At 38.2% G+C, this 22,656-nt stretch carries 19 protein-coding genes; all 19 read right to left on the bottom strand.

Annotated elements, in window-relative coordinates:
- The 19 genes from CA265_22225 to CA265_22135 all read right to left on the bottom strand — a co-directional run bounded on the left by CA265_22225 (window position 1) and on the right by CA265_22135 (window position 22,655).
- Window positions 1-552, bottom strand: coding sequence for a hypothetical protein (locus CA265_22225; GenBank protein ID ARS42226.1), 552 nt, complete (start codon window positions 550-552; stop codon window positions 1-3).
- 105 nt (window positions 553-657) lie between these two features.
- Complete coding sequence (locus CA265_22220; GenBank protein ARS42225.1) at window positions 658-1,053, bottom strand: type VI secretion system needle protein Hcp; 396 nt, start codon at window positions 1,051-1,053, stop codon at window positions 658-660.
- 144 nt (window positions 1,054-1,197) lie between these two features.
- A complete protein-coding gene (locus CA265_22215) occupies window positions 1,198-1,593 on the bottom strand; it encodes a type VI secretion system needle protein Hcp (GenBank protein ARS42224.1) in 396 nt (131 codons plus the stop codon).
- Window positions 1,594-1,990: 397 nt separating this feature from the next.
- Window positions 1,991-2,767, bottom strand: coding sequence for a hypothetical protein (locus tag CA265_22210; GenBank protein ARS42223.1), 777 nt, complete (start codon window positions 2,765-2,767; stop codon window positions 1,991-1,993).
- An 8-nt stretch (window positions 2,768-2,775) separates the two neighbouring features.
- Window positions 2,776-3,441, bottom strand: a complete 666-nt coding sequence (locus CA265_22205; GenBank protein ARS42222.1) for a hypothetical protein — start codon at window positions 3,439-3,441, stop codon at window positions 2,776-2,778.
- Between the two features lie 37 nt (window positions 3,442-3,478).
- Entirely contained in the window at window positions 3,479-5,740 is a 2,262-nt protein-coding gene (locus tag CA265_22200; GenBank protein ARS42221.1) for a hypothetical protein, read from the bottom strand.
- A gap of 1 nt (window position 5,741) precedes the next feature.
- On the bottom strand, window positions 5,742-6,212 hold the full coding sequence (locus CA265_22195) for a hypothetical protein (GenBank protein ID ARS42220.1): 471 nt from the start codon (window positions 6,210-6,212) through the stop codon (window positions 5,742-5,744).
- 4 nt (window positions 6,213-6,216) lie between these two features.
- A complete protein-coding gene (locus CA265_22190) occupies window positions 6,217-7,074 on the bottom strand; it encodes a hypothetical protein (GenBank protein ARS42219.1) in 858 nt (285 codons plus the stop codon).
- A gap of 168 nt (window positions 7,075-7,242) precedes the next feature.
- On the bottom strand, window positions 7,243-8,088 hold the full coding sequence (locus tag CA265_22185) for a hypothetical protein (protein ARS42218.1): 846 nt from the start codon (window positions 8,086-8,088) through the stop codon (window positions 7,243-7,245).
- Between the two features lie 51 nt (window positions 8,089-8,139).
- A complete protein-coding gene (locus CA265_22180; protein ARS42217.1) occupies window positions 8,140-8,922 on the bottom strand; it encodes a hypothetical protein in 783 nt (260 codons plus the stop codon).
- 85 nt (window positions 8,923-9,007) lie between these two features.
- On the bottom strand, window positions 9,008-11,692 hold the full coding sequence (locus CA265_22175; protein ID ARS42216.1) for a hypothetical protein: 2,685 nt from the start codon (window positions 11,690-11,692) through the stop codon (window positions 9,008-9,010).
- Between the two features lie 11 nt (window positions 11,693-11,703).
- A complete protein-coding gene (locus CA265_22170; GenBank protein ARS42215.1) occupies window positions 11,704-13,569 on the bottom strand; it encodes a type IV secretion protein Rhs in 1,866 nt (621 codons plus the stop codon).
- 345 nt (window positions 13,570-13,914) lie between these two features.
- Window positions 13,915-14,310, bottom strand: coding sequence for a type VI secretion system needle protein Hcp (locus tag CA265_22165; GenBank protein ARS42214.1), 396 nt, complete (start codon window positions 14,308-14,310; stop codon window positions 13,915-13,917).
- 131 nt (window positions 14,311-14,441) lie between these two features.
- Entirely contained in the window at window positions 14,442-14,837 is a 396-nt protein-coding gene (locus tag CA265_22160; protein ID ARS42213.1) for a type VI secretion system needle protein Hcp, read from the bottom strand.
- Window positions 14,838-15,151: 314 nt separating this feature from the next.
- Window positions 15,152-15,724 (bottom strand): hypothetical protein, encoded by a 573-nt coding sequence (locus tag CA265_22155; GenBank protein ID ARS42212.1) that lies wholly within the window; start codon window positions 15,722-15,724, stop codon window positions 15,152-15,154.
- A gap of 123 nt (window positions 15,725-15,847) precedes the next feature.
- The gene (locus CA265_22150; protein ARS42211.1) at window positions 15,848-17,236 is read right to left on the bottom strand and encodes a type VI secretion system contractile sheath protein TssC; all 1,389 of its coding nucleotides are present in this window, start codon (window positions 17,234-17,236) and stop codon (window positions 15,848-15,850) included.
- 18 nt (window positions 17,237-17,254) lie between these two features.
- Entirely contained in the window at window positions 17,255-17,701 is a 447-nt protein-coding gene (locus CA265_22145) for a hypothetical protein (GenBank protein ID ARS42210.1), read from the bottom strand.
- A 56-nt stretch (window positions 17,702-17,757) separates the two neighbouring features.
- Entirely contained in the window at window positions 17,758-20,274 is a 2,517-nt protein-coding gene (locus tag CA265_22140; protein ARS42209.1) for a type VI secretion system ATPase ClpV, read from the bottom strand.
- 5 nt (window positions 20,275-20,279) lie between these two features.
- Window positions 20,280-22,655, bottom strand: a complete 2,376-nt coding sequence (locus CA265_22135) for a hypothetical protein (GenBank protein ID ARS42208.1) — start codon at window positions 22,653-22,655, stop codon at window positions 20,280-20,282.
- Between the last annotated feature and the right edge of the window lies 1 nt (window position 22,656).

Raw genomic sequence — 22,656 nt, 5'->3', positions numbered from 1 at the left:
CTATTTTTTGGTTAGAAGTGAATCAAGATATTTAGTACTTGTAAATGATGCATTTTCGAGTGCATAGAAAAACACATCCTTGCTTCCGGAAAATGAAAGCGATGATTTAGCCTTCTGGAGAAAAACAATCAGCGTATCATTTGGGTATTTAATATATTTTAAGTCACTCATTACCATATACTTCAGGCTATCCATAGGTTTTAGCTTCCCCTTAAACGATTTCAATATTTTCGCACTAAAAACTTTTTCAGCATTGTAAACAGAGTCAACCCTGGTAATATTTACCAGCAGGATGTACCCTGCTTCCTTTTTAAGCTCATGCACCATTTCTTTTGGCGGATCTTGATTTTTTTCGCCTTCCAGGTGCTTATTTGTGTTGACTAAAGCCAAAGAATCTTTATTAACGGTAGTTGATAAAACACTCTGCTTTTTATTATTTTGCTGGCATGCGGCGAAACCTATGCCTAAAAGAGCCCATATTAAGATATACACATATCTTTTTGTTAGCCTCCGTATAATTTTATTGATTTTAAAAGCAAATACATCTGCCATGAGGAGGGTATTTAATGTTTATTGCGTTTCTATTCCATTTGATTAAAGGAAAGAACATAAGACCAGGCCACACATAGAAATCTATGGCCTGGTCTACTGAAAATTTTAAGCTTTAGGCCAATCGTTTTCATGTTCTGCGTTGCCCAGTTTTAGCTTACGGGCCGATACCACAAAACTTAATGTCATAGGTGTATTGTCGTTTACCGCAATACCCTCGTTATACTGGATGATGTAGCCATCTTCGAAAGATAGTTCCTTCATTTTTGCGTCTTCTTCGCCTTTTTTGAACACCAAGGTTCCGGAAAGCGGTTTGTACTGGTTGTTTACCATCGATTCGATCACAGAAGTATCTTCGGTTGATTCGATTTCGATGTGGATGGTGCCACCATAAACACCTGATGATGGACGTCCTTTTGCGTCAACATCTCTATTTAATGAAAAGCTGCACTGTAGTACATCAAATTCTTTTGATCCTAAGTTTAAACGGGTTTTGAATGCCATTGTAGTAAGTTTAAATGTTTTGAAATGAATGAATTCTTGCGAGCCTGGAGCTTAGCGCATGGCGGTTGGCGAATAGCATAGAGGAGATATACACCTTACACCCTCTACCTTTCTACCCTCAACCTTTCTACCATCAACCTTTCTCTAGGCTTTTGGCCAGTCGTTAAGGTGCTCGGCGTTTCCTAATTTAAGCTTTCTTGCAGAAATCTGGAACTTAAGCGTCATCGGGTGATCGCCCACAATGTTGATTCCTTCGGAATACTTAACAATGTAGCCATCATCGAAGTTAACTTCTTTCATTTTGGCATCTTCCTCTGTTTTCTTGATCAGAAGTGTTCCTGTAATGGGTTTGTACTGGTTGTTTACCATCGCCTCGATGATTGAGGTGTCTTCGGTTGATTCGATCTCAATGTCGATGGTACCGCCGTAAACTCCGGAAGAAGGTCTTCCCTTTGCATCTACATCGCGGTTTAACGCATAGGCACAATGAAGCACATCGTACTCCTTGCCCGAAAAATTTAATCTAGCTTTGAAAGCCATAGTTTTAAAATTTAAAGGTTAAAAATTTGATTTATCGTAGCCTCCGCTACATTAATTATAAACCAAATATTAAGCCAATTATTGCGTATGTAACTCATATATAACGACTAACACACTCCATCAATTCTAAAATATTGCCCCCATGACTATCAGAACGCAGATTTTGACAAGAAAAAAATTGTATTTTTTTTGAAATAATAGCACGTCTCATTCCCACTACACCACATAACTTAAAATACTGTAGCTTTTTTAGGCAAGATGTTACTTTTTGAAACGAAATTTAAGACAAATGGCGAAATGTAATTTTCACCATTTATTATATGTCTGAGTGTTTTGATCTGGTTGTTTTTGTTTTGCGATATTTAACAACACTAGCATATTTCAATAACCACTCTATTTATCTAATTATTTCAAAATCGCTTTTACCAGCTTGATGACAGATATAAATTGGCAATTCAAACTCATCGTTTGCTTCATTTTTATAGCTAATAATTGCCGAACCATCTGCACGTACTACTTCGAAAACATTCTTGTTTCCATATAACCTTACATGTGTATTGGCTGGAAATGGTTGCAAGGTAAAATTTTCCTTATTTAGTTGGGTAAGTAAATTTTGCCAACCCTTTTTATTGTCATCATTTAAATAAAGGGATTTATCCACTTCTAAAAACTTTTTTTCAAACATACTGAATACAGCACCAGGATTGATAATCATCTGCTGATGAACTTTTTTAAGGAAAGCCGTAGCCCTGGATTCAATTTCTTCTATTTCCTTTACGTTTTGCGAATTGCTCCATCCATCCAAACGGTAAGGCACATCGGCTTTAAAGTTACCATACTCCTCAATGGCAATGCTTTGTATTTCTTTAAAGGATGGGGTTTCATATTTAAATACCTCAACAAGATTATCATAGTTGCCGCTGTTGGCATCAAATAAATTTATTTTAATTTTAAGGTAGCTGTCTTTCCTTAAAACTGTTTCTCCTTTTAATGGCAGAATGCGAAAGGCTATTCTTTGAATGCCAGAAGCCAATATTAACTGATTAATCGGCACATGTGAATTTAATGATCCTCCATCAGTATTTCTGAAAGCGGGCATATCATTAATCAATATCTCAAAATTGCAGATTGACATATCAAAATCTACCAAATAGTAAGGCTCAACAAATCTCATTATCGTGTTTATTTTGCGTATTTACTTAAAATTGGATCATGTTCAGGGTTATGATATCCAAATATAATTTTATCATTTAACGCTTCTTTAGAAATAATAACCAAGGTGTTCGAAAAAGAATCTTTTGCCGTTACCAGCGTATATTGATAAATCAGGTTGCCCTTAACCCATACATTTTGATAGGGATAGGCAATCATTTCATCATCATACTCATCTTTAACTATTTTAACATCTCCTTTTAAACCTGTTTCAAGTAGCTTAACCTCAGCGTTATTTTTATCATAGGCCAGATTATCAAATGTTTGATCTGGTTTCCCCAGCATTTGTTTAAGGTGGTTAAATAAGTCGAATGTTTTGCTTTTATCTACAGAAAGTCTGGCAAAAGCCAATTTACCTTTGTACGCTACCAATTTAGCACCAATGTTATCTAATGGTAAATTGTTAAAAGTTACCCTGGCAAGCTCTTCTGGTGTCCTCAGCGTATATTGCACACTACTTTCTACACCCGAAAGGGATAAACCAACATCACTGCCTGATTGGTTTAAAACCCAATGTCCCTTTTGGTTTTCTACCTTCGATATTTTTAATTTTTCCAGGTGAGGGTTATCATTAAAGTCTATCTTATCCAAATCGAGTGTTTGTGAATTACATCCTTCGAGAATGATCAAAGACATACATAGACAAATTATAGTTCGCTTCATGTTATTTAATTTATTTATCGGCATAAGGTCCTAAAAGGTACCTTTTTTTAAAATCAGACTTATTTGGTTCAACAATTACATATTTACCTTCTTTAGAATAGGTTCTTTTAAAAATGCCAAATTTCACCGTACCTACCGCTACGTATTTTGCAATAATTCCACCAAATTCTAAAACGGGGTAGCCTAAAACCCCATCTTTGCTAATTTCTCCTTTTAACCCGCCAGAAATAAATGTGCTTACATCTGCGGTAAGGTAACCTTCAAAGCCTGCCATACCAAGATCGCCCTTAGCCCAGGCCTTAAATTCGATAGTTACCTGTATTTTTCCTATAATTTCTAATTCACCTTTGGTATCCTTTGGAGCTGCGGTATTACCTTGTATTTGTCCCTTAACATTTATGCTACCTGTAAATATTACGATAAAACTGATGCCAACATTGCCTTCAAGATGTTCTATCACAAAATTAATAATAGTACCCGCCCCCGGACATATTGCATTAGGACCATATTCTCTAAAAATCTTCCAAAGGTTTATTTTCCCTTCGGCCTCAACCAATGGTTTTGATTCGACACCTAATGTTATATTGGTGCCTAAATCTGGTTTGCCTTCTAGCTTTTCAGCATACCAACTCAATGAAGCTGCAATTACAGGCGCTTTAATTTCAAAGCTCAGTTTACCACCATTAACTGGAGATCTAGCAATCACATCAGTAGCAGCCTTCATTTTGTTGAAGATTTTTAGCGTTTTTGCTATTTTCTCCCCCCACTCCTTACCAACTTCGAGCTTTTGCTTGTCAGTATTCCATTTGGCCTCCAGCGACATCTCAAAAGACTGGGCCATTTCTCCATCTTCTCTTGAAAATGTACGATCCATTTCGGAAAGTAGTACAGTTCGTGCACCGGTATTGATATCATATGGATGGAGTTGATTGCCAGCTGTATATGCAAAGGCAATTTTGTGGTTCCATTTAAATTCTAGTGTCCATTTAATATCTGGATAAACATTTACTATAACTGTAGGTCTGGTTGGTTCGTCATAATACCGGCAACTATTAATGTAATACCAAAACTGATTGGGTGTAGTTTTACTTGGCCAGATGTATTGTAGCGGAAGAAGATTAAATTTAGATAAATCTGAATATACTTTTTCTTTAACCGTGCTTTGTCCTTTAATTACTATTGATTTATCATCTTTTCCAAGTTCCTGACCAACGTTCCTAAAGATTACATTTTTTCCAAGGTGCTTTTTCGATCCGCATTTCTGCGTATTAAATCCCCCTATATCTACAATGACATCTTTACCTACTGTACGATCTGGTGCTACCGTATTGTAGCTTATTGCCCCACTACCCTTTGAATTGGCTGCACCTTCCTTAAATACGTTGGTAATGTCTGATTTAGCTTTACCATCCTTAATCTCTACTTCGCTAACATCAATTTTATTAAATTTACATTGCTCGTATTTGATGGGATTAGGTTGTGCCTGGCCAACCTTGGCCACCTTATTGTTTCTGGCCCCATCAATTACTGTGGTAACTGGCTCATTTCTGACTTTTAGATATACGGCATGCAATTCTTGCCCCAAACTATCTTTTATGTATTGATTGGTTGCCGCGTCCTTCACCATTACATAAAAATCTTCGTCTGTTTTAATGTTTTTAACGAGGGCCATCCAACTGAAAGTATTCCTAATTTCTAAATTAACTTCGCCATCTATACAATCTACATTAGTATAGGTGCCTACAACATAATCCTTTCTTTTTAAGCCGATCCTATTGTAAACATCGATGATTAATTTTTTATGACTTAAGCCTTCTGTTTGTAAATTTAAATGAACAACATGCCCGTATTTGATAATGCCTGCCTGGTTTTTGATGTTTCCGCCACCAGCTTGCGTACTCCATTTAGAAGACACAATCAGCGGTGTGCATAAACCCCGCACTTGTAATCCCGTTTCTGCTTTATCTCTATTACCCGTTAAACTTGCTTCGATATAATAGGTAAGATTTCCACATAACTTTTTAGGAATAACAAAGTTTAAATTTTGATTGGGCGCGGCAAGAATCTGATTCAATATTGTTTTCCTATCGGCAGTCTGGATGATCCAGGTAATATCTTTCTTTTTATCTGCAGCTGTCGTATCAGGATACCATTCTGAAACAGCAAAAACTACCCCTTGATCTGGTTTTACTACATACAAACTATTAGGCCTGCTCGATTTAGGATAATAAAGGCCACGTATACAACTAATTCTTTTAATTCCTCTAGCCATATTAGTTGGTTATAGTTACTATAATTCCTTCACCAGCAGATGATTGATTACTAACACCTGCGGGGTTTAATACCTGCTGAATGTTTGGATCTGCCTTTTTCATATTTTGAGCACTAACATCAGCCTGTTGACCATGTTTTAGCACTTTTATGCAGTCTTTTCCGCCGACCGGGCAGGTTGCTTTACTATCTTCCAATAACAGATTGCCACCGTGCGTTAATGTAACTTTATCATAAAAAGCACCCCATTCGGTAATTACTGCGGTACAGGGACTATTATTCTTCTTTGAGCAAGAACCAAAACAATTCTTTTGTAATGTAGAACCAATATCTTTAGTACTTGCAATTAACTTTTTCGCGCCATCTTTATCATTGGCATATTCTTTTTTGTGCGTTAACACAACCAGGTTATCTGGAGCGGTGCCAAAATTGCACAGACATGTTGCTCCGTGAACGACCAAATGTTTTTCCATATGCTTAGCTCGTTGTATTCGTTTTTTTAAAAATAGATTTGAAAAAGTATCCAAAACCACTTCCATTACGGCTTTCGGTTTTATCCAAAAACATGAGATTGTTACCTAGGTTATCGTTAATCCCATCAGCATCAATTGGCTCGTCGAACATATTGAAAACACGTAATGTTATCGACTTTTGTTGACCATCGCTCCAGCTCCAATTGGCAATAATTGCATCGATTGACTTTGTTTCTTTCTGAAGTACAATATCGGCTTCATAAATAGCTTCAACAGGAATGCCTTCTCCATCTTCACCATCGCTAAAAAGATTTAGCTCTGTTTGGTCTATCTTTCCCTTATGGTGTATTTCTATCGCATTGTAATGATTCAGAAAAGGATCTATATTTTCGATAACATCAAAGTGCTCTGGGGTGGCATTTGGTGAAAGTGCAAAACGTCTGACATTTTTTACCTCACGCCCCTCGCCATAGGATTTATAAATAGGCGCAAAAAAAGTGTTAATAAACCAGTCGTTCCTGAAACAGATATCAAGTGCAAAGTCATCATTGATCATCAGCTCTGTTTGAGCTAAATATTTTTCAGTTTCTTCCCCAGTGAAATACTCCATCACTTTTTCTTTGGTTTCAACCCACCTTTTTTTTATTTCATCATGATTAAAAATCCCGATAAATGCCCCATCAAATCCGACCTGAACCAGTAAGGGGTAAAAAACTTTTCCCGTTTCGTAAGCCAGTTGATCTACTGTGCTTTCAGGTGCTAAATCGTTAATATAAACAGGGCTTAATCGTTCTAAACTGAAAATCCTTACCTGCTCATCTACCAATGTTTTAACGTAAGTTACCATCATTTCATATTTCATGGTGGTCACCTGGCCAGCAGTTGTAAACGAAATCAAAACCCCATACGATCGGCTGAAATGCGGTGGCCTAAGTTTTAATAAAACTAGGTTTGGGCACCCGATTAATTGGGTCTTTTGTTCATGGATTCCTGCTTGATCAATCATAAAAACTTGTTTGACGAACTTGAGTTAGTACATTTTTCTCTTTTTTATAAATCTTCCATCAGTATGATACAAAAACTCATATTGCGGTTGTGCATCAATGCGCGCCTTAATAATGGTTTCGCCAGATACTTCCTCTTCGTCTAAATAATCATAACTAAGAGGGATAATAATTTTCCCAGCTATATCGATTTTTCCAACTTTGCCTTTATTTCTTACTTCTACGGTACCATTATTAAAATTTCTTGCATAATCGTAAGTTGGTGGAATAATGAATTGGCCTTTTTTATTAATAAACCCCCATTTTTTATTCACCTCTACCGCTGCATATTCCTGACCATCCTTTTGGACGCCTGAAAAAGAATTTACATGATCGAATTTAAAATCGATTACCACATTTTCTTTTAAATCTACGAATCCGTATTTTCCGTTCTTTTTAGCGGCAGCAATTCCATCTATAAACATCTCCAAATCTTCATATACCAAAGGGATTTTAACTTTATTTTGTAAATCAACATACCCGTATTTATTGTTTTTAGCGACCATAAGGAGCCCGTCCTCATAATTGCCTACACCAATAAATTCGTAACCAAGCTTAACATCCAATATGAATTCGCCCTTTAAGTTCACTAAACCAACTCTTTCTTCTTCGGTATTGGGTTCACCTATAGATACTATGCCCAATGGTAAAAAATTACATTTAATTGCAGCCGAATATATTGCGGGAACAATAATTTTATCTTCACTATTCATGTAGCCAACTTTGCCAGTAACAGGCGATCTAAATGGGTACAATCTGTCATCTTCTCCCTGTGCGCAGGCAAATAAACATACCGTTAATAAAAAAATTGTAAAAGTGATTTTGTTTTTCATAAAACACGCATTACCTCATGTATTCTATTTTTACTCCAGCTATATACCCTGTTACTTCCTTAACTCATCATAGGTTTCCATTTCACTTTTTGATAAACTGGAAACCATAATATATTCCAGTTTATAATCGGTAAAGAAAAGTACTATCCGGTATAGTTTGCCACCACATTTTTTATCAGTAATCTGAAAATATTCGCCTCTTTCTCCTTTTGTGGTTAAGGTTTCATCTTTACTGTTTACATTCCGATCCCAAAAGGTAAAAATATCGAGCTTTTCAGTTTGCTCCCTATAGGCATTAATGGTTTGCAGATCCATATCACCCTTTACCGGAGCCCCCTGGATATTTACCACCCCTTGATAGGTTTTAAATGGATAAAAGAATTCTTTCTTTGTCAGTTCATTTTCTTTATTGAATTCTTTTATTTTTTCGTCGCTTATTAGCGATTTTCCGCCCTCCATATTTCTCGCAGCTATGTGCTCGCCAGATTCGTACTTAGCAGCAAAATTTAATTTACCAGCTTTACCTTCCGGAGAATCGAGATTGGTGAAAAAAATATAAAAATCTGTCTCGTCTTCAACTGCACTTAAACCAACGCCCAAATCGTCAAACATGCCAATTTCAGGTCTGCTGCTTTTTTGCCCCAATGCTTTTTCCCATTCTTTTAAGGGCTTGCCGAAGGGTAATCTTTTTCCTTTGTACAATACCCCGCAATCGTCAATTGTAATTAAAGCATTTTTCAGGTCGATAGTGGCTAAGTCTTTATTTGGCATTTGCTGGCAATTGGTAAAAAGCGTGGTACATAATGATAAGGTTATAATAAGTAGTTTTTTCATTGGCATAGTTTTATCTGTTAAATGAAAAAAGTTTATCCGTTATTTTGTTTTGACAGATAAATTTAGATTTTCATTTAACACTTGGTTAATCGAGTGTCATGTGTTTTATCTTTTCGATGGTATTTTCCATTTTCTTCCGCTGTTCGAGCAACCAATCGTTACTTTTCTTTAATGTTGGGTTTTTATTAATTTTATCCGCCATCTGGTCGTTCATTTCCGTTATACCCCTTACAATTGTTTTTTTCACTTCAACCGCCTGCCTGCGGGTATAACCGGTAGGATTCTTTTTAAATGCCTCAAATTCTCTTTTGGCATTATTATAGGTTTGGTCAACCGTCTCTCCAAATTTCTTGATATCCCTCATTACCGCAGGTGCATGTTCATGATAAATGGTAGGAAATTTAAGTTTATTGATAATCAAAGGATTTTTTTCTTTCCACTTTTTTAGTATATCATTTACCTGAGTAATCCACTCATTCTTCACCAGGGCAGGATGTACAAAATAAGTATCGGCTACATATTTGGCCAATGCTTCGCCGCTGGCACCGTTTTTAAACCTGGTACCAACATCTTTTACGGCCATAATGGCCAGCTCTGCGGCCAGTTTATGCAATGGATGGTTCGGGTCATCTTTGGCAATCTGCGTATGCGTAGGATCGCTGCCATAACCTGAAGATAGTGATTGTATAATTCTAATCCCATCATCGGTAACATCCAAAAAAATATTAAAAGAAACATTCATTACAAAGGCGAGGTTATTGCCCAAACTATTCATCTGTTTATCAATAACTGTCATCCCTTTTCCAAGTGGAGTATTTTTATTTTTCTCCATAAAGTCGGCTTTCCAGTCGACAAAATTTAACCATAGATTTAAGCTTTTTAACAAACCGCTAACGGCAATCCCTTTATAAGTTACGTTATTTTGGGTATGATCTCCTTTTTGCGATTTGGATAAATTGGTGAGCATGGTTAACATAAAACCTTCGGGAAAGGTACGTTCACCCTTTTTACGGGTTTCGTAAGGTCTGGGTTTTATCGGGAACATGGCCTCAGCCATTTTTGGCGCCACACTGGCCACGGTATCATCTAACAAGAAAATGCCGGTTACAATCGGAATATCTTTAGCAGGTTTACCCTGCTTATTTTCTACCCATGGATAAACCATAGGAGCACCATTGTTGATCAGGGCAACCTCTAAAAAGTTAGAATGCGAGAAATAATCTTCGAGTACGTGCAGGGCCGCACCAAAATGCATAAAACCCTCATTATTTTTCCCTTTGCGGCAGGCCAGTATCAGCTGCTGTTTCATATAGGTAACAGCAGATGGATTTACGGCATTTGATTTTTCGGCATCATATCCTTTACCATGAATATAGCTTTTCATGTTACGTACAGGATCGATCGGGCTGGAACTGCTTTGGCCATAAAACAGTTTTTTCTGTATACTTCCTTCAGGTGTTTGGTATGTAAATGCAACGGCGCTGCTCGAGGCCAGATCAATGGCTTTACTCTCATCCGGAAGTTTAAAAGCATTATCAATATGTTCTTCGGGGCGGTAAACGCCTAAAATTTCTTTGGTAAGCTTTTTAAACTTTTTTCTGAAGGCATCGAGGTGTGCCTGATAGTTTTCGGTGACGGGCTTTTTGGTTCTTTTCGCTTCTTCTACAGCCACATCATATACAAATTCTTTAGCTGCAAAAATCTCCAATAACTCAACCCATCCCTGGTGCGACATTTTTAGGGTATTATTAGGTGCCACTTTTTTACTAGCAGTAGTTGCTGTACCAGAAGCATTAATAGTCGCGCCAACAATCATTTGCGAATAGTCGCGTAGCCAGTTACCAAAATAAATCTGCAATACCTCATCTTTTTTAAATATTTTACTCTTGCTACCGGCAAGTGCTTCCATCTCTATAGTGCCATGGCCATAACCATGTGCCGCATCAAGAAAACCAGCACCAAAATATTCTACATCTGCCAAGGGGATACCATCGTACTGTTGCTCTTCGTTTACAAAAGCTTTAAGCTGTTCGTGTTCCTTAGCAAAGTCAACAACCAGCTTTCCATTAAACTCAGGTGTTTCTGCTTCGGCATAAGTAATGCTGCTTTCTTCAAATATGTTAAAGGTGAAAAAGTTATAAGCAAACCTGGCCCCTTCGTCGATAATATCATCATCAGCAATTGGTTCAGGACTAAAGTCTGTTCTCAATAAATTATCAATGTGGTGACCATACTCTTCTACCAGTGCGGCAAAAAGTACTGTTTTGCCATCGTTGCTCGCCACAGCCTCTTTTAAAACATTTTCCGAAACCAGAATTTGCTTTCGTTTATTGCTATATGCTGCTTTGTGCCCCCCAACTGCACCTTTTACCACAATTATTTCGGGAGCCTGAAAACTTCTATCACTTAATGCCCGGTATAATTTGCTATAGGCTTCTGGTTTAATGTCGTGGCCAAAAAGATAAAGCGCCCAGTACATAAACATTTTCTCGCCCATTTCGTCGGCTAAAATGCAAAGCTGATCGTGTGCATAAGTACTTTTTAATTTATACTCACTTTTTTCTATCACCAGATCGGATGGCGCATATTTATTGTATTTTATTCCCTCTTCACCATTAATATGGATTGTTTTATGGCTTATAAACGATAAGTCGTCATTTTTAGCTTCGATATTTACCTTATTGGCAATTTCTATTAAACTTCCGGTATTTACAGTATAATCGCCGGTGGAAGTAATGAAAATATTTTTTGCTCTTTTTGTAATGGCCATAAATAATTTCTTTAGAAAGAGATCGATTTTTCTGCACTATTATGCTCTACAGTCTGTTTGCTCTGCAAAGTCATTTTATCGTTTTCACTAAAAATGCTGATTCCATTATTCGCAAGTGTTTCCATGTTATCAGATTGCCTGCGGATCTCCTGATCTGCAAATTCCATTCGTTTATCAGAACTTTCCTTAATATCTCCCGTGGCTACGATTTGCATATCACGACCAGCAATCTGACTAATGTTGTTTCCGGCATCTGTAGAAATATTTTCACCTGCGCTTTCAGCAATATTTTTACCTACTTTGGTATTCATATTCTCCTGCACATTAATCTGCATATTTTTACAGTTTAAGGTCATGTTCTCTAGTGCTGTTATCGTAATATTATTACCCTTGGTATCAATATGGATAATATTTTCGTGTATGTCGGTAATTTTGATGCCCTGCGTATTCGGATCGTCATCAAACTCAACAAGGTGGCCGCTTCTGGTAATAATACTCTTTAAATGGTTTTTAATCAAAGGGCTGCTATCTACACTGGCACTGTGGTAAACACTTCCCATTACCACTGGCCTTGCAATATTTCCTTCTTCAAAAGCGATCATCACCTGATCGTCAATTTCTGGTATGGCAAAATAGCCACGGTTGTTTCCTCTATCGCCTACACCTGCACTTGGTGTAACTACGCGCAGCCACTCTGTAACATCGTTGGTTAAGCACTCCCATTTAAACTTCACTTTAATACGCCCCTGGCCTTTTGGATCGTTATTATCGATTACATCGGCAAGCTGCATATCTGGTTGTGGTTTTTCGAAGTTTTTTACCAGTATCCTTTCTGTGGTCGATATTTTCCCCTCAAAGGTGTTATGGTATTTGCCATTTTCATCGATATGATGTTTTATACTGGTAATCAGGAATTTGCCTAAACTTTCTGATGTGAAAGCCAGTTCTTTGCGTAAGCTCATGGTAATTTCGGCAATCCCACCAATGCTTAAACCTGCATTATCTCCTTTAGCGGTTACCTTTAGCAACTCACTCACATTTGCTTTTTCCTGATTTTCTACATGATTTGAAATATCGCTATTGTTATCAACCCGGATGGCTGAAGGCTGATTAAATGTTTTACTAAAAGTAAGGTTCGAGGCTTTAACGGCATGTGATAAATCGGGTGTACCATCAACACTTCCTGTACTTTCACTCTGCAGCATCTCATCCTGTTTAGGATTATAAGAAAAGCGTTTATTTTTAATCGGTGCAATTTCCATTGCATATTGCATTTCCTGAACGTCTCTGCCGTAAAATAAAGCTATTTCTTTTTGCGTGTTGGGTTTTCCAAAATTAAGCTGCTTACCATCATAGAAAAACCACTCGTGGTATTCGGCCGAAAGCCGGTTCAAAAAAGCAAAATCGCTTTCTCTATATTGAATGATGTAATCGATTGATGAGGTTCTGGCTGCATTCGCCACAACCTTTAAATCATTGGCAGGTGTATCTTTTGTTGCCAGTTTTACGATCTCATTTAAATCTTTATCCAAATAAGACCCAAGATCTGGTCCGCGGTCAATCAAAATCGTTGGGCTATAGCCACTTACAATTAAAACCCCATGGTAACCATGGCTTTGAGACAGTTCTACTTTCGAAACCAGTCCAACAAAATTTTGCATGCCTTCTGGCGAATGACCAAAAGATGCGGTTAAGGTTTTGCCTACAAAATCCCGGCTATCCTCTAAACTGATCAGTCCCGGTGCGCCCATTTGATCGTGGTTAAAACGCAGCTCGAAATAATGATGTTCGTTAAAAGCCTGCTGAAGGCTAAAGGAAGCAAAATGAGTAATTCCCTTATCCTCTATATTGATTTCTGCTATGAGTTTCTTTTCCATATTGATTAATCTTGATCACAACAATTGCCCTTAGCTAAGCCTAATGCGGCGTTTTTTTGCATGACCACCTCATAAAAATGAGTTTATTTTTATGGGCGGCATGTTCAGATGAAAATTGTGTGCTTGTACCAAACCAAATACTTTACCTGGGCGGTAATCGTTTTTTACGACAATATATTTGAACTGGTTAGACATGGTTGAGCTTTAATTTGATTGAGATAGCCTTAAGCTAATGACTGTAAGACTAAACGCATTATTTAGTATTTTAGGATGATGAAAATGGAGATGAACTTAAAGCGACCAGCATAAACCGGTCGCTTTTGTTTATTTTATACTTGATTACGATTAAGCTTTAGGCCAATCGTTTTCATGTTCTGCGTTGCCCAGTTTTAGCTTACGGGCCGATACCACAAAACTTAATGTCATAGGTGTATTGTCGTTTACCGCAATACCCTCGTTATACTGGATGATGTAGCCATCTTCGAACGACAGTTCCTTCATTTTTGCGTCTTCTTCGCCTTTTTTGAACACCAAGGTTCCGGAAAGCGGTTTGTACTGGTTGTTTACCATCGATTCGATCACAGAAGTATCTTCGGTTGATTCGATTTCGATGTGGATGGTGCCACCATAAACACCTGATGATGGACGCCCTTTTGCGTCAACATCTCTATTTAATGAAAAGCTGCACTGTAGTACATCAAATTCTTTTGATCCTAAGTTTAAACGGGTTTTGAATGCCATTGTAGTAAGTTTAAATGTTTTGAAATGAATGAATTGCGGTTGACGGTTGACGTGGAGCGCATGGCGTTTGGCATTTATTTACCTCATGCCCTAAACCTTACACCCTCTACCTTTTTTCCTTCAACCTTTCTCTAGGCTTTTGGCCAGTCGTTAAGGTGCTCGGCGTTTCCTAATTTAAGCTTTCTTGCAGAAATCTGGAACTTAAGCGTCATCGGGTGATCGCCTACAATGTTGATTCCTTCGGAATACTTAACAATGTAGCCATCCTCGAAGTTAACTTCTTTCATTTTGGCATCTTCCTCTGTTTTCTTGATCAGAAGTGTTCCTGTAATGGGTTTGTATTGGTTGTTTACCATCGCCTCGATAATTGAGGTGTCTTCGGTTGATTCGATCTCAATGTCGATGGTACCGCCGTAAACTCCGGAAGAAGGTCTTCCCTTTGCATCTACATCGCGGTTTAACGCATAGGCACAATGAAGCACATCGTACTCCTTGCCCGAAAAATTTAATCTAGCTTTGAAAGCCATAGTTTTAAAATTTAAAGGTTAAAAATTTGATTTATTGTAGCCTCCGCTACACGAATGTCTTAACCAAAGATCAGGCCAACAACTCCCTATATCGCTCATCTATAGCGAATAATCTTATTTTTAAAACCAGGGCAAAATCAATAAATCATACTAAACGCTTAGTTAAACAAATATTATTGTGGAAAAAGTGTGGATAAGTTTTAAGATAATTTTAGTGTTACACATACAACATCCCCATGAATAACTTACATAACTGTAGTTATTTCACCCAAGTTGTAGTGTTTTAGGACAAAAATTTACCTTAGTTTGAATGACTAAATGAGCTGCGCTCCAAATTTTTCCATTTTAGCTACCCATTTTTGGCTGTAATGATTTTCCAGAGAATGTAATTCGCCAATGGTATTGGTGAGCACGGGGCTCATTCTGCATTTTTCGAAAACTACTTTTTTAATCGAGAGATAAGTTGTTTTTTTATTTGCCTTCCATTCTTTAAAGGTTGCTTCATCTAAAATAGACACAATCCGCGCCGAACGGCCACTAAAGTTATTGTTTACGTTTTGTTGCTGGGTAGTAAAAATCTGGTCGGGCAAAAATAAGCGATCGAAAAAACCTTTAATCTTTGCCGGAATATGATCTACATACACCGGGCAAAAAAGTACCACATGGTTGCTTTGCCTAATTGCGGTTAAAGCTTTTTGCAGATCGGGCTCTAACTCGGCAATTTGCCTGTTATTAAACTGCTTGTTCGAGTTAAATATCAGGTCGATGATGGCCAATTCTCTTACCGTTGCGCCAGCACTTTCAGCACCTTGCTTATACGCGTTAATCAGGAAATTTGTAGATGCGTTTTTTTCAATATCCCCATTCAGGATAAGTACTTGCTTCATTTTTTTTGATTAATCTGATCTGGCCGATGCATTACAAAATTATAAAGAATTTGTTAAGTGTTATGCATAACCCATAAAAAAACCCAACGCTAAGGTTGGGTTTTTATTTCAGCGCTCAAAAAACTACTGCTGATTGTACTCTGTATTCCAGGTGGTATTCTCATCTTCACCCTTATGGCCGTCGAGTTTTACGACAAAACTTTTAGCCGGAAAATACGGCGTGATGTGAATATCCAGGTGGATTCTGTCTTTTTGAAGTTCGTCTCTCTCAAAACGCATGATTTTAAACCTTTCGATTAAACGATCTGCACCCTGGATTCCATCCAAAAATTTAACAATCTGGCTGCGCAAATCCTGTTCTGTTTTAGAAGTCCAGTTTTCGAAGGCCCTTCTGTTCAGGAAATCGAACAAAACTTTGGTGATATAATCGAATACCCGAACAACTGAATAAGTCTGTAAACCAATATTGTCGCCATTGAACAAGGTTTTAGCCGAAAAAGCCATTACTTTACCGTATTCGTTAACCATTGGCACTAAACCTACGCGCTCTAAATGAGAGATTTCACTTTTCTTTAAATCGAATTTTACACCGTCAACTTCGTTTATTGCACCATGTTTTTTACCTGCGGTAACCTGCGACATTAACGTGTAATACATTTTACCTGCAAGAGCGGCCGATCCCGGAACGGTAAGATCATCTTCCTCACCTACTTCTGCTACCTTACCACGACCTACCAGCCAGTTACAGGTCATAATTACGTTCGATCTAAATGCATCGCCACCTGTAAAATTAGCTGCAGTAAATAAATCGAGTACATCATCAGGCTGGTCTAAATCGGCAAAATCTGTTACCAGCATCGCTTTATTGTTATGTGCTATTTTAGCCCATCTTTCTAACACTTTGTTAGAACCCATATAACCGGGAACAACCATTAACGAATAATTTTTACGGAGATCTAAACGATCGTAGTTTTGTTTTAATTCATCATCTACGTATTCGATAAAACGTGGATTATCGAGATCTTTTACCTGATCCATCGATGCATTTAACAGCACCACATTTTTCAGTTTATCAGACTCGGTGTTTTTATAGAATAAGTGAACCGATCGGTATGCCTGTTCCAGTTCTCTTGTACTTTCGAGCGCTGTACCAATGTTTTTATTTAAGTTTTCTTCTGCAGCATTGAGTTTTTCGGTGCTTTTTTCAACCATATTGGCTACCGAGGTGGAAGACTCAAGCACATCTATCCAAAGCTGGATTTTCTTTTTCAACTCTTCACGTTCCTTCTTCTTTTCATCACCCGTTAAGAAAATCTGTTTTCTTGCTTTTCTTTCCGGATTTAAATTCTGAAGTCCATCAACAGTTGCTTCTAACAGATCGAAACCACCAACCCTGGCCAGTTTTTCTAAGTTATCTTTAAGCGATGTTTTTTCTATGGTTTTGCCTTCTGCAGGTTTAAACCCTGCCTGAGCTGTATTTTGGTCTGTTTTTAATTCTTGAGGATTTGACATGTTTTCTCAGCGTTTAGATTATTTATTTTGCTCCAATTCATCAACAAAGTTCTTCAAAGCACTTATGAATGCCGCTTTAGTTTCTTCATCATCAAGCGTAGCTTTTAAGGTTTTGTTCGATTTTAACTGTTTAATTACATTCAAAGACATTTCTCTCTCGATATTGACATTGGTGAGGTAGTTACTTTGATTGATAATATTTTTCACGCCGAAATCGCCCAGATCGTTAAAGTTCAGGGTTTCACCCACGGTAGATCCATCTTGCTTTTCGAAAGCTACTTTAACATTTGGTTTATAATGTTCAAATACCTCTTTTACGGTTTTTAATCCTTCTACCTTTTCGGGCTTAATGGGATCGTTATCGGTAAGTTTTTGTACAAAAAGCGTTTTGTTGTGGGCAATTTCTGCGAAAGCTTCTGAGGTATCAATTTTCCGCTCATTACCACCAATTTCATAATTAAACATAGTATGTAGATTTAGATTTACGATTAATTTATTCTAATAATATAATAGTTAACGTTTTAGCTCAATTTTTGTTCCAATGTTACTGCTTCTGGCTGAATAATATTCCATTGCAATGTATCTTCTTTAGGATGTTTGCTCACCTGTATCTTCGATCCTTTTTTGAGTTCGCCTGAAATAATGTATTTCGAGATTGGCCTGCGTAAAAGATTTCTGATTACGGCCGATAGCTGCCTTGCTCCATACTTAGGGGTAAAACCATCTAAAGCAATCATTTTTTTAGCATCATCTGCTATTTCAAATTCGATACCCATTTTATTCAACGATTGCACCAAACTGCTCAGCTGTATTTCGAAAATGCGCACCACATTGCTTTCGTTAATCGGTGCAAAGGGAACAATTTCTGAAATCCGTGCTAAAAACTCCGGACGGAAATGCCCTGCCATTACCTCCATCAACTGATTTGATGCCGGAATAATACCCTTGCTAATTTGTTCTGCTATCCATTCACTACCAATATTTGAGGTAAAAAGAATAAGGGAATTACTAAAATCGCCTTCTTTCCCCAAGCGGTCGTGCATATGGCCTTCATCCAAAATCTGCAAAAAGGTATCGAATACTGAAGGGTGTGCTTTTTCAATCTCATCAAATAGCAATACCGAATAGGGCTGCTGCCTGATTTTGTTCACCAATAAGCCACCTTCTTCATAGCCAACATAACCCGGAGGCGCTCCATATAGCAATGCGGCACTGTGTTCTTCTTTAAATTCAGACATGTCGAACCTGATCATTGCCTTTTCGTCGTTGAACAAAAATTCGGCTATTGATTTAGCCAGTTCGGTTTTACCTGTTCCGGTAGGTCCCAATAAAAAGAAAGATCCTATGGGCTGTCCTTTTTTGTTCAGTCCGCTGCGCGATTCCAATATCGCATCAGAAACCGCTTTAAGTGCCTGGTCTTGCCCTACCACACGTTTTTTCAGGTATTGCTCCATATTCAGCAATTTTTCTTTTTCACCTGCCTGCAGTTTTCCCATTGGGATACCTGTTTTATAAGCCACAATCGAAGCAATATCCTGTTTGGTAATCCGGTTGCTTTTTTCGGCAGCGTATTTTTTTAGTTCCTGCAGGCTACTGTTAATGTAACCCTGATATTCATCGGCTGTTTCGAAGGCATCTGTTTGTGTTTCGTCGGTTAGCCGCCCTAATAAAACGGGACTTAATTTATTCTGGAGCAAAGAGAAAAGCCATTTATAATCGGCAAAGCGCTCTGCCTCTGATTGATCTTTATTGGTATTTAATGCTTCCAGATCGGTTTCCAAGCTATTTATTACGGCGTCGGAGGTATCGTTCATCATTTTCATTGCAGCCATGGTTCTATCCAGCAAATCAAAAGCAGAATCGGGTAACCTCCTGTCTTTCATGTAACGTTTGGCTAAACGAACACATTCGCCCAAAGCATCGGGTTCGATGGTTAAAATATGGTGCTCTTCATACTTCACCGCCAGTTTCTGCAGCATTTTTATGGTGCTTTCCTCATTTGGCTCATTTACCTGAAGCACTTCGAAGCGCCTGCTAAAAGCCTGTTCTGGCTCAATAATTTTGCGATATTCGTCAATAGTGGTTGCACCAATTACCGTGATTTCGCCACGGGCGAGTTCTGGCTTTAGTAAATTGCCAATTCCGGCACCCAACGGGCCTTTGCTATCCAATAGCGTGTGGATTTCATCAATAAAGAGCACCGCTTTTTCAAACTGTTTTATTTCTTTGATGATGTTTTTTAACCGGTCTTCTATTTCTCCTTTGTACGATGCGCCTGCGATTAACGAACCTAAATCCAACTCAAAAAGCTGAACCGGTTTAAGGTTTTCGGGCACATTCTGATTGACAATATCGATGGCAAAACCATCAACCAATGCGGTTTTACCTACACCGGCATCGCCAGTAAGAATTACGTTTGGTTTAGTGCGGCGACAAAGGATTTCCATCATCATCCTCGTTTCTTTATCGCGGCCGATAATCGGATCAGTTTTACCATCACGAACCAGCTGTAACCGGTCTATACAATATTTATGCAGTGCATTGCCTGTACTTTTACTTTCGGCACCAGCGGTTGTTTTATCCGGCGAAACTACCCTTGAAATTTCTTCATCCTTTACATAGAGGTCCAAAATCTCCCGTTCCTTTATCGGAAAAGATTTTAACTGATCGGGTTGAAAACCGATTCCAGGTTTAGCCAATGCAGTTAACACACACACGGGTGTAATCAAATCCAAGCCCAGTTTAATGCGTACATTATCAGCCTCTTCAAAAACAACGGCAATTTCTGGTGCACCACTAACGGTATCGCTAAAACTTGCCGATTTGGTCTGTTCATCAATCCGGACTTCAGCCCACTCACTAATGTATTCTTCATCCTTCCCAATGGAAGTGATAAACGACCGTAAACCCACATCTTTATGCATTAAGCCTTTGAGCAAATGAGCCGCAGAAAATGTTTCGTTCCTGTATTCTTTTGCTAAAGACTGTGCAATGTGCAGGGCTGTTTTTACCGATTCGCTTAAATTTGTAATTGCCATATCCCTTAGTTGGTTGTAGGCAAAACTGCCGGGTTAAAATTATTTTCGGTGATGTAGTAATATATTTTTCCGTTTGATACAAATTGTTGCTCAATCTGCGTAGCCCTTTTAATTTGTTGCACTGATTGGCTTAACAATTTGATATAACTTTCGAACTGATCGAGCGGCATTTTAGACGTGTTCTTCAAATCGCTTACCGCATATTTTGATAAGAATTCGTTATTTAAAGGCAAACCTGTTACCAATTTAATATAGTTGGCCAAAGTCATCGCTTTAATATCGCCTGATGATATTTTCATGCCCAGTAGTTGCTTAGGCATTTTAACGTAATTTTTAACCAGCTTGCTTCTGAAAGAAGACTGATCGGCCTGCAGGTTTTGCCCTAACATAATAGAAAAAACATCTACAATCTGCTTGTATTCCATATTATTTAATACAATGGCATACTGTAAGGTAGAACGATTGTTTTTTACCACATCGGCCGACAGGTTCGCCGTATTGTAATATTTAAAGGCGTTATGTGGCATGCGATCGGCTACTTCTATTCCAACCGGCGCAGGTAATAAACCTTCTACATCAGCTGATAGGTTTTTGCGTGTGATACCTGTTAAACGGAATGCACTGTCTAAAGAACTGATCTGGTTATAAATATCCATATTGGTTTCTTTAACAAAACGGCGTAAAGCAATGGTCATGCTCTGGTTCGAGTTTACCGATCCTTTAGTGGGAAAAACCACTCCACCTTGTATTAAACTGTTTTTAGGATAATCCAAATAGTAAGAAATCGAATCCTGAAGGCTGGTATTATATGGCTGGAAGCTTTTTAAACCCTCGCCTTTAACCATCGTGTTTTTTCTGTATTCAGCAGCGCGGATGGCTGATTCTGATACCAATTTACGAGATTGAATTACAAAATCGTTAAATGACGGGTTAAAATCGCTGTAAACCTGTAGTGCTAAAATCCGGGCATCTGCCAGTGCCACCTGCTCGCTCAGCTCATTAATAAGGTAATTATTGGTACCCCCTACATTGCCTGTACTGCCAACCAAAATAATTAGATTGGTTTCGTTCTTTTTGGCTTTAAATAAATTTAATCCGGCTTTTAGCGCGGCAAAAACAGGTTCTTCCGTAATTTCGCCATTACACCTCAGTGTATTTTTAGCCTGGTTTGACAGGAAAGTCATCAACTGGCGATAATCATCCTGAATCGGACTAACAAAAATTCCCTGCAAGGCGCATCCGGTTTCGCCACGATATACCACACCGCCATAATTTACTTTGGTTCCTTTTCCAAAATCGCCCATTATGCTTTCGAAAGACGCAATGGTATTGGTCATTCCCGCAAGATATTTGGTCATCGGGCTTCCGCCATCTACCACAAAAACCACATTTACCTTGCTTTTATTTTTGCGGAGCTTTAAATAATCCTGATATGATAATGCTGAACCGTTAATGGTTAATATTTTGTTGTCCTTTTTATTGTAAACATCGGCAGCTATACCCACCGCATAAGCACCGGCATCATCAGAAACCACAGGAACACTTCTTAAAATCAGGTTTTCTCTTGGTAACAAAGGATCTACCACGAAAGCTGTTCCGTTGTTTATTCCATTTTTAATCGCTGTTGAAGTAGAATCATCGTTATCATAATTACCAGGCTTAACAGATGTAATATACAACCGATCTCCCCAGCTGTGTACTGCTTCGGCAGAAACCCATCCGTAAATACTTTTTAAGGCGGTATCTGCAACCAGCTGATCGTCAGATCCGATTAAGTATTTTTTACCGTCTTCCGATTTTTTGTAGATATAAGCAATTTCGTGCAACCGCACTTTGGTGCGCCTGTCTTTAAGCTCAGGAGTATTGTAAACCAGGATCGAATCGGTGGTATCGAAATAGAATTTTGGTTCGGTTAGTGCATTTTTGCCGTTGATAATGCCAATGGCTTTTTCGGCATAACCTGTTTTTTGATTAGAGAATGCCCGTTGCCATAAAAGCAGTTTAGATTTTGCTATCCAACCATAACTGATGGCACTTTTTTTATCGTTTATTTTTCTTCCCCTGATCATTCCCGCCTTGTACTTGATTAGTTTCAGGTAACCGTTTTCTTCTTTTGAAACATAAAAAGGCTCCATAAAACTTATTTTTTTCATAATCAGGCTTCCACCTGGAGCAGTAGTGGTATAATTATCTTCGCGGTCGGAAAAAACAATCCAGGGTAAACTGCTGCTACTGGTATTATCGTTAACATTTATGGTTTCGGCTGGCCTTTCATACGATTTAGGCATGTATTTTACTTTTTTGCCAAACGATGCGGGCGATTGTGCATACGCAAAGGATATTCCTAAAAACAGGATGGTTAAGGCATAATATTTTTTCATA

This window comes from Sphingobacteriaceae bacterium GW460-11-11-14-LB5, assembly GCA_002151545.1.
Taxonomy (GTDB): domain Bacteria; phylum Bacteroidota; class Bacteroidia; order Sphingobacteriales; family Sphingobacteriaceae; genus Pedobacter.
The sequence above is the reverse complement of the archived record's forward strand: the minus strand, read 5'-3'. Positions and strand labels throughout refer to the sequence as shown.